Source organism: Neotamlana nanhaiensis (assembly GCF_000943555.1).
GTDB lineage: Bacteria > Bacteroidota > Bacteroidia > Flavobacteriales > Flavobacteriaceae > Neotamlana > Neotamlana nanhaiensis.
In genome coordinates, this window is the sequence record NZ_JTDV01000019.1 from 36,016 (window position 1) to 52,697 (window position 16,682).

At 36.0% G+C, this 16,682-nt stretch carries 10 protein-coding genes; 7 read left to right on the forward strand and 3 right to left on the reverse strand.

Going from position 1 to position 16,682, the window contains the following annotated elements; translation table 11 throughout:
* The first annotated feature begins 61 nt into the window (after nucleotides 1–61).
* The 4 genes from PK35_RS16510 (at nucleotide 62) to PK35_RS16525 (ending at nucleotide 5,395) form a co-directional block, all read left to right on the forward strand.
* Nucleotides 62–967 carry a DUF6607 family protein gene (locus PK35_RS16510; RefSeq protein WP_044627684.1) on the forward strand — a complete coding sequence of 302 codons (906 nt, stop codon included), beginning with the start codon at nucleotides 62–64 and terminating at the stop codon, nucleotides 965–967.
* A gap of 4 nt (nucleotides 968–971) precedes the next feature.
* Nucleotides 972–2,474 (forward strand): ankyrin repeat domain-containing protein, encoded by a 1,503-nt coding sequence (locus PK35_RS16515; protein WP_044627685.1) that lies wholly within the window; start codon nucleotides 972–974, stop codon nucleotides 2,472–2,474.
* Nucleotides 2,475–2,583: 109 nt separating this feature from the next.
* On the forward strand, nucleotides 2,584–3,066 hold the full coding sequence (locus tag PK35_RS16520; RefSeq protein ID WP_044627686.1) for a DUF2271 domain-containing protein: 483 nt from the start codon (nucleotides 2,584–2,586) through the stop codon (nucleotides 3,064–3,066).
* A gap of 145 nt (nucleotides 3,067–3,211) precedes the next feature.
* Entirely contained in the window at nucleotides 3,212–5,395 is a 2,184-nt protein-coding gene (locus PK35_RS16525; protein ID WP_044627687.1) for a PepSY domain-containing protein, read from the forward strand.
* A gap of 146 nt (nucleotides 5,396–5,541) precedes the next feature.
* Here PK35_RS16525 and PK35_RS16530 read toward each other — a convergent pair whose 3' ends face one another.
* The 3 genes from PK35_RS16530 to pelA are packed head-to-tail and all read right to left on the reverse strand — an operon-like array spanning nucleotide 5,542 to nucleotide 9,654.
* Nucleotides 5,542–6,906, reverse strand: a complete 1,365-nt coding sequence (locus PK35_RS16530) for a glycoside hydrolase family 28 protein (RefSeq protein WP_082048613.1) — start codon at nucleotides 6,904–6,906, stop codon at nucleotides 5,542–5,544.
* A gap of 8 nt (nucleotides 6,907–6,914) precedes the next feature.
* Nucleotides 6,915–7,655 (reverse strand): rhamnogalacturonan acetylesterase, encoded by a 741-nt coding sequence (locus PK35_RS16535; RefSeq protein ID WP_044627688.1) that lies wholly within the window; start codon nucleotides 7,653–7,655, stop codon nucleotides 6,915–6,917.
* On the reverse strand, nucleotides 7,648–9,654 hold the full coding sequence (gene pelA / locus PK35_RS16540; RefSeq protein ID WP_044627689.1) for a pectate lyase: 2,007 nt from the start codon (nucleotides 9,652–9,654) through the stop codon (nucleotides 7,648–7,650). The genes PK35_RS16535 and pelA overlap by 8 nt, the downstream gene beginning before the upstream one ends.
* A gap of 249 nt (nucleotides 9,655–9,903) precedes the next feature.
* Here pelA and PK35_RS16545 point away from each other — a divergent pair, with 249 nt between their 5' ends.
* The 3 genes from PK35_RS16545 to PK35_RS16555 are packed head-to-tail and all read left to right on the forward strand — an operon-like array spanning nucleotide 9,904 to nucleotide 16,616.
* The gene (locus PK35_RS16545) at nucleotides 9,904–13,164 is read left to right on the forward strand and encodes a SusC/RagA family TonB-linked outer membrane protein (protein WP_082048614.1); all 3,261 of its coding nucleotides are present in this window, start codon (nucleotides 9,904–9,906) and stop codon (nucleotides 13,162–13,164) included.
* Nucleotides 13,165–13,184: 20 nt separating this feature from the next.
* Entirely contained in the window at nucleotides 13,185–15,044 is a 1,860-nt protein-coding gene (locus tag PK35_RS16550) for a RagB/SusD family nutrient uptake outer membrane protein (protein ID WP_044627690.1), read from the forward strand.
* A gap of 27 nt (nucleotides 15,045–15,071) precedes the next feature.
* Nucleotides 15,072–16,616 carry a DUF5123 domain-containing protein gene (locus tag PK35_RS16555; RefSeq protein WP_044627691.1) on the forward strand — a complete coding sequence of 515 codons (1,545 nt, stop codon included), beginning with the start codon at nucleotides 15,072–15,074 and terminating at the stop codon, nucleotides 16,614–16,616.
* The last annotated feature ends 66 nt before the right edge of the window (nucleotides 16,617–16,682 follow it).

Sequence of the window (16,682 nt, forward strand, 5' to 3'; positions counted from 1 at the left end):
TTATTTTTATTTAATCTAAATAAGAGTAGTTAAATTTTAATTAAAATAATTCATACTAAAAATGAAACACTTAGCTGTAATTGCTTTACTAACTCTAGCTTTACCGTTTGCTTCTGTGGCGCAAAACAAAAAAGCCCAAGACCAAGCAGCCATTAAAAAGATGTGTGGTTGTTACGAAGTAACCTTTAATTTTGCTGAAACTTTCGAATACTCGGGAGATTCAACATACGTACCATCAGAAACGAAACACGATAAAGGTCTAGAGTGGGTACAATTAGTTGAAGACGATAAAAACAAAATATCGATGCAGCATTTGCTAATCGTAGGTCCTCCTGCGCATCCTTATATTGTAAAACACTGGAGACAAGACTGGGAATACGAAAATACCGATTTATACGAGTTTAATCACGATAACAAATGGACTTATGTAAGCTTACCTAAATCCGATGTTAAAGGCCAATGGACACAGAAAGTCTTTCAAGTTGATGATAGCCCACGTTACGAAGGTACTGCAACATGGGTACATGTTGATGGTAAAAGTTACTGGGAAAGCACCACATCGGCACCATTACCACGTCGCGAATACACAAAACGTAGCGATTATAACGTAACGGTACGCAGTAATCGTCATCAAATTGTTGAAAATGGATGGATTCACGATCAAGACAACGATAAAGTCATCCGCGAAGACGGAAAAGAAGATGTGCTACTTGCTCAAGAAAAAGGTTATAATACCTATGTAAAAGTAGCCGACAGCAAGTGTAAAGCAGCGCAAGATTACTGGAAAACCAACGCACCTAAATGGGCAATTGTTCGTGCTAAGTGGGACGATGTGTTTGCAAGACATAAAAATTTAGAATTAGAAGAAAAAGTAGATAACAAAGTACTTTACAAATACCTTTTTGATGAAGAAAAGTACCAAACTGCCGAAGAAATTAATCCATTAATTGAATCATTTGTAAAATAAAACCATGAAAACACAAATACAACTTGCTGTAATTACTCTTTTTGTAAGTATGACTTGTTTCGCTCAACCACAGCGACCAAGTTTTCCAGAACCTGATAACATATTTTTAAGCCGTGACTTTTGGGGTTCAAACCCAACACCAGAAATTATCGATGCTAAAATAAAAGCTGGTAACGATCCTGCTGAAGCTAACGGTGCTAACTTTGATGGTGTAACCCTTGCCATTAACTCTAATGCGCCTTACGAATCTATTTTACATATGATTTCAAAACCTGGTAACGACGTTAACAAACCTACTCACGACGGACGTACATACATCTTTTGGGCAGGCTACAAAGGCAACGCTAAATTGGTAGAATACTTAATAAAAAATGGCGCAAAAACCGATGTTAGAGACGATCACGATTACACGCCTTTAAATTTTGCGGCCAATGCTGGTAACACCAATTTAAAAGTTTACGATTTACTTATTGCTAATGGTGCAAATTTAAAAGAAGACGTAAACCATGATGGTGCAAACGCGTTACTTATTGCAATTTCAAAAGACAAAGATTTTAAACTTACCGAGTATTTCGAGTCTAAAGGTTTAAGCATTGATAGTAAAGACATGCACGGTAATGGCGCGTTTAATTATGTAGCCAGAACTGGAAATATCGATTTAATGAATACCTTAATTAAAAAAGGTGTTAAAGGAAACAATCAAGCCTTCTTATTTGCGTCTCAAGGTGGTCGCGGTACTTCTAACGGATTAGAGGTTTACAACTATTTAGAAAGCGTTGGTTTAAGTCCGAAAGTAACTAACGAAGACGGCCAAACGCCTCTACATATTATTGCAGCACGTAGCAAAGACACCGAAATTTTAAACTATTTATTAGAAAAAGGGTTAAATGCCAACGCCGAAGATAACGATGGCAACACAGCCTTTTTAAGTGCGGCTTCAAGAAACGATTTAAGTATTTTAAAAGCCTTGTTGAAAGAGACTAAAGACATAAACCACGCGAATAAAAAAGGTGAAACTGCCCTACTTTTAGCGATTCGCTCTAATAAACCAGAGGTTGTTGAATTTTTATTAGATAATGGTGCCGATTTAGAGGTTACCGATGCCGCTGGAAATAACGCCACTTATGCTTTAGTTAGCGGATTATCGCCTAGAAGTAAAGACGATTTCAACAAAAAGTTAGACCTTTTAAAAAGTAAAGGCTTAGATATTGCTGCACCTCAAAAAAGCGGAAATACATTATACCATTTAGCCGTTGAAAAAAACAGCACCGATTTATTAAACATTGCCGCAAAAACAAAAGCCGATGTTAATGCTAAAAACAGCGACGGTAACACCGCGTTACACATTGCTGCCATGAAAGCAAAGGATCAAGATATTCTTAAATTCTTACTTGATAAAGGCGCAAAAAAAGATGCTAAAACCGATTTTGAAGAAACTGCATACGATTTAGCTTCAGAAAACGAATTATTAAAAAAGAATAACATTTCAATCGAATTTTTAAAATAATACTAAGTTTACAAAGGCTGTTAAAATGTTAATTTGTGTCATTCAGAACGCAGTGAAGAATCTCAACAACTTTTCAATACTTACAGCTAATTAAAAATAAACAAAACAAATGAAATTAAAATTTTTAACCCTTTTAGGAATCGCAGTGCTAGGTTTAGCATCGTTTACCAACTTCACCAAAGCCAGTAAATACAAATGCATGATACAAATGACAAACTATACAGGTCATGGTGCATACGTGGTTATTTCGCTTATTAATCCTGATGGCAAATACGAAGAAACACTTTACATGCAAGGCGACGACGACGAGTGGTTTAACACCTTAGAATCTTGGTGGGATTTCTATGGAAAAAAACGCAATAATATTGATGCTATTACAGGTGAAACTATTGCTGGTGGTGAGCGTACCATTAGCGTTTTAAGTATAGACGATTCTAAAATTGATGCTGGTTATAGCATTCGTTTTGAAACTGCCGTTGAAGATGACAAATACTTTACAAAAGACGTGGAGTTCCCTTTAACATCAGAAACTGTAAAAAGTAAAAAAGAAGGTACTGGTTTTATACGTTACGTACGTATGATGCCTAATTAGGAAAAGCTGAGACTTTTTGAAGCAGTAAAGCAAGTGGTTTGAATATAGAAGTTCAAGTACCTGGCATTACGCGGAGGCTCGACGAAGTAATCTCTTTGTTATAAGCCTGATCACCGCTCAAAACGTCTCAAAAACAACATAACACATGACCATTTCCATTTGGAGATACAGTCACCTCGCACTGGCTGTATCTTCTTTTGTTTTTATACTACTAGCATCGGTTACCGGAATAATTCTGGCATTTCAACCTATTTCAGAACAACTAGAACCTTACCACGTTGAAAACCTAAATAACATTTCCGTTGCTGAAACCATCACCGTTTTTAAAGCAACCTATCCAGAAATTATCGATATAAAAGTTGATGACAACGATTTTGTAATCGCATCGGTTTTTACTGAAGAAGGCGATAATCTGGAAGGCTATTTCAACCCAAAAACAGCGCAATATTTAGGCGAAGAAATTGAAACGTCAAAATTTTTTCAATGGGTTACTAGCTTACATAGGTCGTTATTTTTAAAAAGTGTTGGACGTTTTTTTGTTGGGTTATGTTCGTTTTTATTGTTTTTAATCACCATTACCGGAACCATTTTAATACTAAAGCGTCAACGTGGTATTAAAAAGTTTTTTGCGAAAATTGTAAACGAAAACTTCAACCAATATTGGCATGTGGTATTGGGCCGATTGTCGTTAATTCCTATTTTAATCATTACCGCAACGGGTGTGTATTTGTCTTTTGAAAAATTCAACTTACTGCCAGAAACCACAACCGACCATCAAATAGATTTTGATGCTATTTCTGAAACCCCAAAACAATCCATTTCTGAAATTGCAATATTTAAAAACACCAAACTTTCTGAAGTTAAAACTATAGAGTTTCCCTTTTCGGAAGATGTTGAAGACTATTTCACTTTAACATTAAAAAGCAAAGAACTTGTTGTCAACCAAATTACGGGCGATATTTTAAGTAGTATTGAAACGCCTTTAGTTACTATTTTCACCAGACTAAGCCTCAATCTACACACAGGAAAAGGCAGCATTATTTGGGCACTTATTTTAGCTGTTGCTACCGCAAATATTCTGTTCTTTATTTATTCTGGGTTTGCTATGACTTTTGCGAGACGCAAAGCCAGACTAAAAAACAAATACAAAAAAGACGAAGCTGAATACATCATTTTAGTTGGATCGGAAAACGGAAGCACACTCACCTACGCCAATGCCTTTTATAAACAACTTATCGCTGCAGGCAAAAAAGCATTTATAAATCAATTGAACAGCTACACCAATTACCCGAAAGCAAAACATTTAATTGTAATGACCGCTACTTATGGGCAAGGTGAAGCAACCACAAACGCCAATAAGTTTATACAACGTTTAAACAACGAAGCAAACCATAACGAATTACAATTTTCGGTAGTTGGTTTTGGTTCGTTGGCATACCCCGATTTTTGTCAGTTTGCCTTTGACGTTGATTTGGCATTGCAACAAAAATTTAAAAGCTTGTTGCCTATTTTTACCATAAACGACAAGTCCGTTGAAGCTTTTAACCAATGGGTACAACAATGGTGCGAAGCGACAAACATAAACGTTTCAATTCCTGAAAAAGCGCTCGCTATTGCTCCAAAACAGCTTAAAAAGCTTAAAGTATTAAGTAAAACCGAAAATAATATTGACGAAACGTTTTTAATCACTTTAAAACCTAAAAAACATCATCAATTTACTTCGGGCGATTTGCTGGCTATTTACCCGAAAAACGATTACCGCGAACGCTTATATTCAATTGGAAAAGTAGATGGTAACATTCATTTAAGTGTGAAGCTTCATGAAAACGGCATAGGTTCTGGGTTTTTACATAACCTTCAAAATAACACCGCTTTTAAAGCGCGATTGGTGAAAAATTCAGCCTTCCATCTACCAAAAAAGTCAAAATCTGTGATTATGATTGCGAACGGTACGGGTATTGCGCCGTTTTTAGGTATGCTGAGTCAAAATAAAAATTCTGAAACCCAATTGTATTTAGGTTTGCGTACCGCGGCTTCTTTCAACTTATATAAAAATCAAATTGACGATTATATAGCATCTAAAAAACTGAGCAAATTTCATTTGGCATTATCCCGCGAAAACGAAAAACAATACGTTCAAGATAAACTAGATGAAAATGCACAAAACATTGCCCAAACGCTTTACAGTGATGGTGTTATTATGATTTGCGGCTCGCTTGCCATGTACAAAAGTGTGTTAGCAACCTTGGAAGATATTGTTACCAAATACAATAACAAACCCTTAAGTTATTACCAAAATAAGCAACAAATTAAAAGCGATTGTTATTAGAAATTTAAAGTGTTTAGCGTTATATCATTTTACTAAAAATCATAAGAGATAATCTCTGTTTGTCAGGTTGAGCGCAGTCGAAACCTCATTATTTTTTTTATCTAAAGCACCTTTCGACTTCGCTCAAGGGAACAACGAAATCATTTTTATTTCACAGAACTTGGAACACCTTGTTTTTCGCCAATAACCACTTCGTTAAACTGAATATTTTTAGTATTGCTTAAAGTCATTCCGTTGGTGGCTTTTTCAATATTTAAATGGTCTAAGGTCACATTTTCAACCTCAAAACCAGGATAACCCTCAATAACAATCGCGGCATTGGAAACCGTTTTAAAGTTGACATTAGAAATATTAATATTAGAAATTTTTGATGGATGCAATCCACTTCCTTCACCGTGATAATTTGAGGTCATGTAAATCGCATCTTCAACATTACCAAAATCAATATTATCAATAAATACATTTTTAATATATCCGCCTCTATCAGAATTCGTTTTTAAATAAATGCCACGTTTTAAATAACCGCTTGCTTCATTGTTAAAAGCAAATACATTTTTAACTCCTGCCGACATTTCGCTGCCTATCACCAGAGCATGCAAACCTTTAAACTTGCAGTTTTTCACGATAATATTTTCCGAAGGCATCGCGCTATTTCTACCATCATCGTCTCGTCCAGCTTTAATGGCTACGTTATCATCTGCATTATTAAAGGTAATATTTTCAATAAGCACATCACTCGATTGTTCAATATCTAAACCATCATTATTTTTATTGTGCGCATCGTAACGAATCCCTCGTAGCGTTATACTTTTACTTCTTAATAAATGCACACACCAAAACGGCGCATCTTCAACTTTAACACCTTCAATTAAAATAGATTCGCTATTGATAAATTGTATAAGTTGCGGGCGCAGATAATAGCCATCGCCTAATATGCGCTTTTCAACAGGCGTTTGCTCATGATTCATATCTCGGCTTAATTGTTTTCCTTTTTGCTCTAAAGGTTTCCAAGTTGCCCAAACACCATGACCTTCGCCATCAATTGTTCCTTCGCCAGTAATCGCTACATCCTGCACATTGATACCGTAAATCATCGGACTGTAATTGTAAACAGCTGTTCCTTCCCAACTGGTAAGCACTAAAGGATAGTCGTCTGGATTGGAACCAAAAACCAATTTTGAACCCGCTTCTAAATGCAATTTCACATGACTTTTAAAATGAATAGGTCCATTAATTTTGTAAACACCTTTTGAAACTACAATAGTTCCACCGTTTCTTTTTGCACAGGCTTTCATAGCCTTATCGAATGCCTTTTTGCAATCTTTTTTACCATCGCCAATGGCTCCAAACTGAGAAACATTAACCGAAAAATTAGGGATATTAGGTAATTTTATTCGTTGCTGAATTGCAGTTACCGCCGAATCTTGTTTTGCACTCCATTGCCCAAATGTAAATTGAACGGTGAAAAGGATTAGTAAAAGCACATAAGCTTTAATTGACTTCAATTTCATTTTAAAATTTAGTCTTTAATGTATTTTTTAATTGATGCCACTTTTTCTTTTAATGAAACAATAGCCAATTTAGCAACCTCATTAGCTCCTAAGTTTGATAAATGTGTATTATCTTCCTTTCCCTTTTTATAATACGGGTGTTCACCTGGAGCAAAATGCAGATGTAATTTTTTTGAAGCTTCTTCGCCGTACGAAAGCTCTAAAACTTCGGTTAAATATTGCAAATCAATAAAAGGCACATTATACTCTTGCGCAACCAAGCGTACTTCCAACGGGTATTCGCCATGAGTATCAACCAATACGCCGTGTTCGTTAAAATTTCGTCGGGTTATAGATGAAAACAAAACTGGAATAGCACCTTTTTCTCGTGTTTCATTTACATATTTAATGAGGTTATGTCTGTAAGTTGTATGCGGATTTGTGTAACGATCGGGCGATTTAAACTTTTGGTCGTTATGCCCAAATTGAATGAACACATAATCATCTTTTTTTAATGTTTCTAAAACAGAGTCCCAGCGTCCTTCACCGATAAAACTTTTTGAGCTTCGTCCGTTAACTGCTCTGTTATCGATTACAGCATCATTTGTAAAATAATCTTGAAGCACTTGCCCCCAACCATGTTCTGGGTTGTGTTCTGGATTCTTTTTGTTGGCCATGGTAGAATCGCCAATTAAATAAATGGTTGTTTTTTGCGCCGAACAACTTAATGTAAACGCCAATGAAATGATAAAAATGAAATGCTTAGTCATGTTGATTTAAATTTTCAAAAAATTGATTTCCTAGTATGTTGTTGATGGTATATTTTTTTGCCTGTTTTTTTGCGAGTTGATGCGACCAGCTAACACGTTCATTTGGTTTAAAACCTATTCCCGTATTGTTATACTCGGCATAAAACGAGGTCGATTCTGCTTCCTTATTCTTCCAATTATGCCATCCTACTGGTAAAATATGATTGCCCATATCGCAGTTTATAAAAACGGTTTTGGCATATTTTCGCCATGGCCGGCCTAAATAAACTTCATTTACACCAACATCAGCTGTAAGTTTACAATTTTTAAACACATAACCAAAAGTTTCATTTTTAGCTGTTGATGCTGCGGTGATGTAAGAGTTGGTTTTATTATTTATTACACAATCGTCGAAAAGCACTGTGGCTTCACCAAAAATAAAATCGGTACTACCTTCAATAAAACAATTTTTAAAATATTGTTTAAAACCTTCGCCTGCTGTGTAAACCGTATCTTGATAACCTTTTAAGTTACAATTTTCAAAAAAACAATTATTCGCATTTACCGATAAAGCTACAGCTTGCCCAACAGGACCTGCAGTATTTTGAATGGTTAAGTTTTTGGCCAGAAAATAGTCACCTTCAATTAAAACGGTTGATGTTAAAAAGGTGCTATTTCGCCCTAAATCTATCTTACTAAAATAGTCATCAAACGTAATAATGGTATTTTCTTTACTTTCACCCAAAAAACTCACATGCGTATTCCATGAAAATACGTGAACTTTTTCGTTGTAAACACCATCTTTAATATTAATAATCACCCTTTGGTACGGAAATGCTTTTGATGCATAAATAGCTTCTTGAATGCTCGTATAATCACCGCTTCCGTCTTTGGCCACAGTAACATTATAAGCGTCTTTTACTTTTTTAGAGGGCTTTTCGTAATGTTTTGCCTTCCATTCTGGAAATTTATCAATTACTTTTTGCGGATTTTGAGTATACCACGCGTAACCGTTTCGGCGTTCGTAACCTATTTCGGCAAGTGTTGCTTTTTTAATTCCGTCTCTATCGCAAAAAAACGGTGTATTATCATCGAGTTCCATAAAACGCGCCCAAACGGGTGTCGCATCATCATCTTCAACCACTATGGTATTTCTCTTTTGTATAGTTTCATCAAATTTTCGCTCCACTTTTAAACCTTCAATTTTCACCTTTTTAAACCAAGACACGGCATGCACAATAGCATTCTTAACCGCTTCCGAAGGATTTTCAATAGACATTAATAACCAAACGATTTCAGCAGATTCGGCGCCGCTTAACGATGGCAATTCGTAACTTCTTGCTTTTGCAGGTGCAAGTGTTTTTACATCGTGTTGTGCACACCAAGCGGTAAGCGCACCATTTTGCTTGTATTGGGTTTTAACAATGCATTCAATACCTTTATTAAAAGCTTCTTCTGCACGTTTTACATCAGCATCAGAAACTGGAACAGCATAATAATCGGTTTTATTTTTCACCTGTTGCAACAGTTTCAAAATGTTAACCATGGAATTATCATTATAAGTAATATGACTGTAATACCCTTTTCGTAACGGATAAAACTGTGGCCAACCACCATTTTCATATTGGGCTTCAAAAATGTAATGCAAACCTTTTATCCACGCCTCTTTATAAGTTGCATTTTTTGTGGCTCGATACATTTTTGATAAAAACAAGAGTTCTTGAATGGTGGCGCCATTATCGGTTGTAACATCATCGGTGCTTTGCTTTAAGGCTTTTAACTTTTCCTTTTCCTCTGGAGAAAGCAGCTTTTGCATTTGCGTGTTTTTAGGCCAACCGCCAATATCTCTTTGATATAATAACACATTATCGGCGATTGTTTGGGCTTCATCAGATGCAAACCATTCCTTGTCCTGTTTATTAATAATTCGTCTCCAAGATGGATCATGAACTTGCCCGTGAGACGTATTAAAAAAAATAAGGATAAAGCAACAAAGTAAAATTCGGTGATAAATAAACATAGTAGTTGGTAATTTTAATTTTAATTTTAAGGTAATCGATTACAAATATAGCTCATCTTTATAGCTTTATGAAGCTAATTAATAGATTACTTTATGGTATTAACAAAAAAACAGCGTCAAAATTTATCATCTAAACTAACTTTATTTCGTTTGATTATTAAATAAAAACTTATATATTTGTGCAATCGATTACATTTATTATTCAATATGAATGTAATAACTAAACAAGTTAACAACTAAACTAATTTTATGACAAACTATTTAAATGGTTTGTTTCTCTATGCTTTCAAAAGAGGAACAAAAAGTCTTTTCTGTAAAAAAAGTTTTTCAGTTTTAGTTTTGGGTGCATTTTTGCTAAGTAGCATTTCATTGTTTGCTCAAAATAAGACCATAAAAGGATTGGTAACCGATGCCGATACGGGAGAACCGCTATTAGGTGTAACCGTGATTGAAAAAGGCACTTCTAACGGTGCCGCTACAGATTTTGACGGAAACTATTCTCTTTCCGTTTCAAGCGAAAACGCTACTCTAGTTTTCTCTTACATTGGTTACAAAACTTTAGAATTAAATGCTGCTGGTAAATCTACGGTAAATGCTAATTTAGCTCCAGATGTTGCTGCACTTAACGAAGTTGTGGTTATTGGATATGGAACAGCTAAAAAATCGGACTTAACAGGTTCGGTTGTTGCTATTTCAGGTTCAGACTTAAAAGAACAACCTATACCAAACGTTGCCGAGGCACTTACAGGTCGTTTAGCAGGTGTACAAATTAACTCAACTGAAGGTTCTCCCGATGCCGATATTAGCATTCGAATTCGTGGTGGTGGGTCTATCACGCAAAACAGTTCGCCATTAGTTATTGTTGATGGTTTCCCTGTAAACAGTATTAGTGACGTATCGTCTTCAGATATTGAAAATATTACTGTTTTAAAAGACGCCTCTTCAACCGCGATTTACGGTTCTCGTGGCGCAAACGGTGTTGTTATTATCACAACAAAAAGTGGTAAAGAAGGTAAAATTTCAGCAAACTTTAACATGTTTTACGGTGTTAAAAAAATTGCTAATACTATCGATGTTTTAAGTCCAGAAGATTTTGTTAAATGGCAATACGAATATGCACTTTTAGATAATCCAGAAGAAATGGAATCTTACGAAAGTCTTTTTGGTTTATGGCAAGATTACGATCAATACCTTGGTCAAAAAGGCACCAACTGGCAAAAACAAATTTACGGACGAATGGGTGAAGTTGAAAGTCGCGATTTATCTGTGAGAGGTGGTACCGAAAAAATTAACTTCAACCTTAATTACGCACTTTACGATGAAAAAGCAATAATGGTTGGTTCTAACTTTAAGCGTAATAACTTTTCTGTAGGTTTAAAAAGCAAAGTAAACGACAAAGTGGATTTATCGTTCACTTTACGCTATTCTGAAACCGAAGTTAACGGTGGTGGTGCTAACGAACAAAATGAAGTATCATCAGCCGATGCTCGTTTAAGACACAGTGTTGGGTACTCGCCTATTCCAATTGCAGGTCTTACCACAGCAAATACCGACGAAGCTTTATCGAGTTATTTAGTAAACCCTTTTGTAGCAGTAGATGATAACCAACGTAAGCGTTTAAGAAAAAACTTCAATATGGTAGGTAGCTTTTCTTGGAAAATATTTAAAAACCTACAATACAAAATGGATTTAGGTTTAGATAACCGTAACGATTTAGATTATCGTTTTTATGGCCGTTCTACCTACTACTCAGGCAACGTCCCTTCTGGAGACAATCAAGGTGCTCCTGCGTTGGTTAACAAAGACGAAAAGCGTGTGCGTTTTAGAACTGCCAACACTTTAAATTACGATTTTAAGGATATTTTAAATAACGAAAATCACGATTTAAAACTTTTAGTTGGTCAAGAATCTATTTTTACTAAAAACAACGAAGTAACTTCTGCATTACACGGTTTCCCAAAATTATTCGATTTTGAAACAGCAAGAACATTAACCTCGCAGGCAACTCCGTTTTTAGTAGACGATTTTTACAGTCCTAATGATAAACTATTATCATTCTTTGGGCGTGTAAACTACAACTTAAAAGATCGCTATTTATTAACAGCTACGTACAGAGCCGATGGTTCTAGCAAGTTTTTAGGCAACAACCGTTGGGGCTATTTCCCTTCTGCTGCCTTAGCTTGGAAAATTTCTGAAGAAGAATTTTTAAGCAATGCTAACTGGTTAAACAACTTAAAATTAAGAGTTAGTTACGGTCAATCGGGTAACAACAACATCCCAGCAGGACAAACTATTCAAAACTATCAATCGACAACCACTTCTCAAATAAATACTTTTAGTAATTATTGGAGACCTTCTAGTATTTTAGCAAACCCAGATTTAAAATGGGAAACTACAATTACACAAAACATTGGTATAGATTTCGATATATTTAAAGGACGTGTTAGCGGTTCGTTTGAAGCTTACAAAAACATTACTAAAGACTTACTTATCCGCTTCCCAATACCAGGTTCTGGTTACGACGACCAATATAGAAACTTAGGTGAGGTACAAAATGAAGGTCTCGAAGCCTCTTTAAACTTATCTATTTTAGAAAAACCAAACTATTCTTTAAGCTTAGCACTTAACGGAAGTTATAACAAAAATGAAATAACCGCTTTAGGAGGTTTAGAAGATTTTAGAACCAATACTAATTGGGCATCTTCTCAAATTGGTGTTGATTATTTGGTAACTGTAGGACAACCTCTAGGTGTAATGTATGGATTTAGAAACGACGGACGTTACGAAGTATCAGACTTCGATTACGATGCAACCTCACAAGAATACACATTAAAATCAGGCTTAGTAGATAACGAATGGTTAGGCGGTGCACAACCAGGTATGATGAAACTTAAAGACCTAAACAACGATGGTATTATTGATGCCGATGACCAAGAAATCATTGGAAATGCAAACCCAGATTTTACTGGTGGTATCGTACTGAACGCTACAGCCTATGGTTTCGATTTTTCTGCAGCCTTTAGTTACAGCATAGGTAGTGAAGTATATAACGCGAACAAAATTGAGTTTACAACAGCAAACGAAAACAATCAATATAGGAATTTAAGTACTATTATGAGTGATGGTAACCGTTGGACTAACCTAGATCCGGCTACAGGCCAATTAGTAACCGATCCTATACAATTAGATGCTTTAAACGCCAATACAACCATGTGGTCCCCCTATATGTCTGATTACGTTTTTAGTGATTGGGCTGTTGAAGACGGATCGTTTTTAAGATTAAACACCTTAACATTAGGTTACACCATTCCTGAAGAGTTTACAGAGATGCTACACATTTCTAATTTAAGATTTTATGCCACCGCTAGCAACGTTTTCATCGTTACTAATTACTCAGGCTTAGACCCTGAAGTTTCAACAAGACGAAACACACCACTTACACCGGGTGTAGATTACTCGCCTTATCCTAGAAGTAGACAAATCGTTTTCGGTTTAAATCTTAACTTTTAATCAAAAAATTCTAAAGAAAAATGAAAAACTTAATAAAAACATTAACGCTTAGCATGGTTGCTATCGCTACTTTCAATTCTTGCCAAGAATTTGAAGACGATTACTTAGAAGGACCTGCTATTTCAACCATTGCCGATAACGTAATATTTGCAAACCCAGATTTAGCTCAAGGTGCTGTAGATGGTGTAATCGAAATTATTGCACATACCAACTCGTACCGTGGTCGTCATATTCCTTTTTATGGTTTTAATACCGATGTAGAATGGAACTATAACTCTTCATCTGTAGGTAACTCTTCTGGTGAATTAGTGATTTATGATGCCAAGCCTAATAACGGGCAAATGGACAGAGACAATAGTTCTTGGAACGAAATTTACATTGGGATAGAGCGTGCAAACAAGTGTATTGAAGGAATTCGTACATTCGGCACCGAAGAACCAGGTACCGAACTTGGTCGCTTACTTGGTGTAGCCTTAACCTATCGTGCCGTATTTTATAGCGACTTAATTAAAGCTTGGGGTGATGTTCCAGCACGTTTCGAGCCTATAAATTCTGAAACTTTATACATAGCAAAAACAAGTCGCGATACCATTTACAAACAAATTATTGCCGATTTAAAAATAGCTTCAGACCTTGTACCTTGGCCAAACGAAGATAGCAAAACTACAACCGTAGAACGCATCAACAAAGCATTCGTAAAAGGACTTCGTGCTCGCATTGCATTGTCTGCTTGTGGCTACCAACAATACCCTAACGATGGGGTTCGCAGAAGTAACGACCCAGATCTTTCTGTTCAAAAAATGTATAAAATTGCTTTAGATGAATGTCGCGATGTAATAAACAGCGGAACCGTAGGATTAGAACCTACCTTTGAAGGTGTTTGGAGAAAATTAAACGAAGAAAATATAATTGTAGGAGGCGAATCGTTATGGGAAATGCCATTTTCTGATGGTCGTGGGCGTGTTAATTTCTCGTTTGCTGTTCGTCATCGTATGGTCGATCAAAATACAGGACAAGCTCGAGGTGGAATTGCAGGTCCATTACCGACTGTTTTTTACGATTTTGATGAAGATGATACACGAAGAGACATTACAGCTGTTCCATATGAATGGAGTACTCAAATTGGCGAAGTACCGTCACCAGACCCAACAAAAGATAGCAACGTTGCCTTTACGCAACAAACTTTAGCCGGTTTAAACAGATGGTATTTTGGAAAATACCGCTACGAGTGGATGAACAGGTATGTAACCTCTGATAATGATGACGGTATTAACAGACTTTACATGCGCTATGCCGAAATACTGTTAATGGCTGCCGAAGCTGCTAATGAACTAGAAGGTCCTGCTGCTGGTGCTGTGTACTTAAAAGAATTAAGACGACGCGCTTTCCCTGCTGAACTTCATGCCGAAAAAGTAGACGATTATGTAAATGCACTATCTAGTAAACAAGCCATGTTTAACGCTATTGTAGATGAACATAAATTTGAATTTACAGGAGAAATGGAACGTAAACAAGCCTTAATTCGTTGGAATTTACTTGGAGAAAAACTAAGAGAAGCCAAAGAAAAAATGCGCAACTTACGCGACCGCACTGGCGAGTATGCCGATGTCCCAACAACACTATATTATCGTTATTTAGACAACGATTACACCGAACTTGATGAAGATGATGAAACCATAGTAATTTATGGATTAAACCGTGGTGAAACTGTAAACCCTGGAGGCGACTATATTGCACAAGACTGGACTAACCTTCCTGAAAATGAAATTAATTCGCTTTTCCTTGAAGGTGTAGATCCAGATACCAGACAATTTTGGCCTATTTGGCAAACTTTTATTGCTGCTAGTAATGGAAAATTAGTTAACGATTACGGTTACTAGAATTAATAATTTAAAAGTATTACAATTATGAAGACAATATATATATTCAAAATAATACCAGTACTGCTTTTAGCCATTTTGGTTACAGGTTGTGGGTATAACGAAGATGTAATAGAAGAACTTTCTATTAGTCGTGAATTTGCACCAACTGATTTATCAGTTTTTATAAGAAATCAAACTAATGTTGAATTAAATTGGGTTACCGATGATAACATCGATTATTATGTCGCTGAGTTTAGCGCAGACGACCCAACGTTTTCAACCATCTACCTTTCGCAACAAATTGATGCTAGCGAATTACCTATTCAAATTCGTTTAGAAGGCGAAACGCTTTATGCTATTCGTATTAAAGCTGTTAGTAATCGCGGATTAAATGATTCGTCTTGGGTTATTGCAGAAGCAGAAACGTTAACCGAGCAAATTATGTTACCTTCTCAACCAGGTGACATTCAAGCATTACAAGCAACTTTACGTTGGGAAGCGGGGTTAAATGTTACGCATTTCATTTTACAGCCTGGTGATGTTCGTTACGATCTTTCAGCTCAAGAAATTGCAGCTGGTGTAGCAACGATACCAGATTTAATGGCTGATACTGATTACCAAGGTACCCTTTACAACAATGCTAAAATTAGAGGTACTTCTACTTTTAAAACAGGAATCGATATTGGAGACAACACCTTAGTGTTACCAAGCGACGACTTATTCCAAATGATTGCCGATGCTGAGTCAGGAGATATCTTACTACTAGAGCAAGGTGACTATACCTCACAAGTAGGTAGTGTTACTTTAGATAAATCAATAACAATTCAAGGGTTAAGAACCGATTTTAAACCACTTTTAAAAATAGGATTTTCCATTGCTGCTGGAGCAGAAGATGTTAGTTTAATAGATTTAGATATTGCAGGAGATTCAGCTTCAGAACTTATTGATATGGTAAGTTATTCCGATGTAGGTAACTTCAACTCTATGCTAATAAGTGGTTGTAACATCCACGATTTCGATCGTTCTTTCGTAAGAGGTAGTACTAGTGGTTCTGTTCTTCAAACTTTAACCATAGAAAACAGTATAGTTAGTAATGTGTTAACTGCCGCTGGTGACTTTATTGACTTTAGAAGTTCGGATGTATTAAACGTTAACATTACAACAAGTACTTTTAACAACTGTGCACCTGGTCGTGATTTCTTAAGACTTGATGCTTCGGGTGTTTCAAACGGAAATAGCAACTGTAACATTTTAATTGATAGTTGTACCTTATATGGTTGTTCTAATTCTGATAGCCGTAGAATTTTATATGTTCGTTTTGTTACTAACGACGTTACCGTTAGAAATACGTTAATTGCTGAAACGGATTCTGAAGGTTATGCCGACCGTTCTGGTATTGATGAAACGCCAACTTTCAGTAATAACAACTACTTTAATGCTCCTGGTTTTTCTGACTCTAATCAATATATATTCGACGGTTCAGGATCAGATTTAGATCCAGGTTTTGCCAATGCCGCTAATGGTGATTTTACTATAACTAACCAAACTATTATCGACAATCAAATTGGTGACCCTCGTTGGAGACAATAAAAAGTATTACCACTAAATTTCATATATTTTAATTAAAGTAAAGAGGTACACAATATGTTAACGTGT

Coding starts and splice junctions, on each gene's coding strand:
- PK35_RS16520 (WP_044627686.1), top strand. CDS start 2,584: ATGAAATTAAAATTTTTAACCCTTTTAGGAATCGCAGTGCTAGGTTTA.
- PK35_RS16525 (WP_044627687.1), top strand. CDS start 3,212: ATGACCATTTCCATTTGGAGATACAGTCACCTCGCACTGGCTGTATCT.
- PK35_RS16530 (WP_082048613.1), bottom strand. CDS start 6,906: ATGAAATTGAAGTCAATTAAAGCTTATGTGCTTTTACTAATCCTTTTC.
- PK35_RS16535 (WP_044627688.1), bottom strand. CDS start 7,655: ATGACTAAGCATTTCATTTTTATCATTTCATTGGCGTTTACATTAAGT.
- PK35_RS16515 (WP_044627685.1), top strand. CDS start 972: ATGAAAACACAAATACAACTTGCTGTAATTACTCTTTTTGTAAGTATG.
- PK35_RS16545 (WP_082048614.1), top strand. CDS start 9,904: ATGACAAACTATTTAAATGGTTTGTTTCTCTATGCTTTCAAAAGAGGA.
- pelA (WP_044627689.1), bottom strand. CDS start 9,654: ATGTTTATTTATCACCGAATTTTACTTTGTTGCTTTATCCTTATTTTT.
- PK35_RS16555 (WP_044627691.1), top strand. CDS start 15,072: ATGAAGACAATATATATATTCAAAATAATACCAGTACTGCTTTTAGCC.
- PK35_RS16510 (WP_044627684.1), top strand. CDS start 62: ATGAAACACTTAGCTGTAATTGCTTTACTAACTCTAGCTTTACCGTTT.
- PK35_RS16550 (WP_044627690.1), top strand. CDS start 13,185: ATGAAAAACTTAATAAAAACATTAACGCTTAGCATGGTTGCTATCGCT.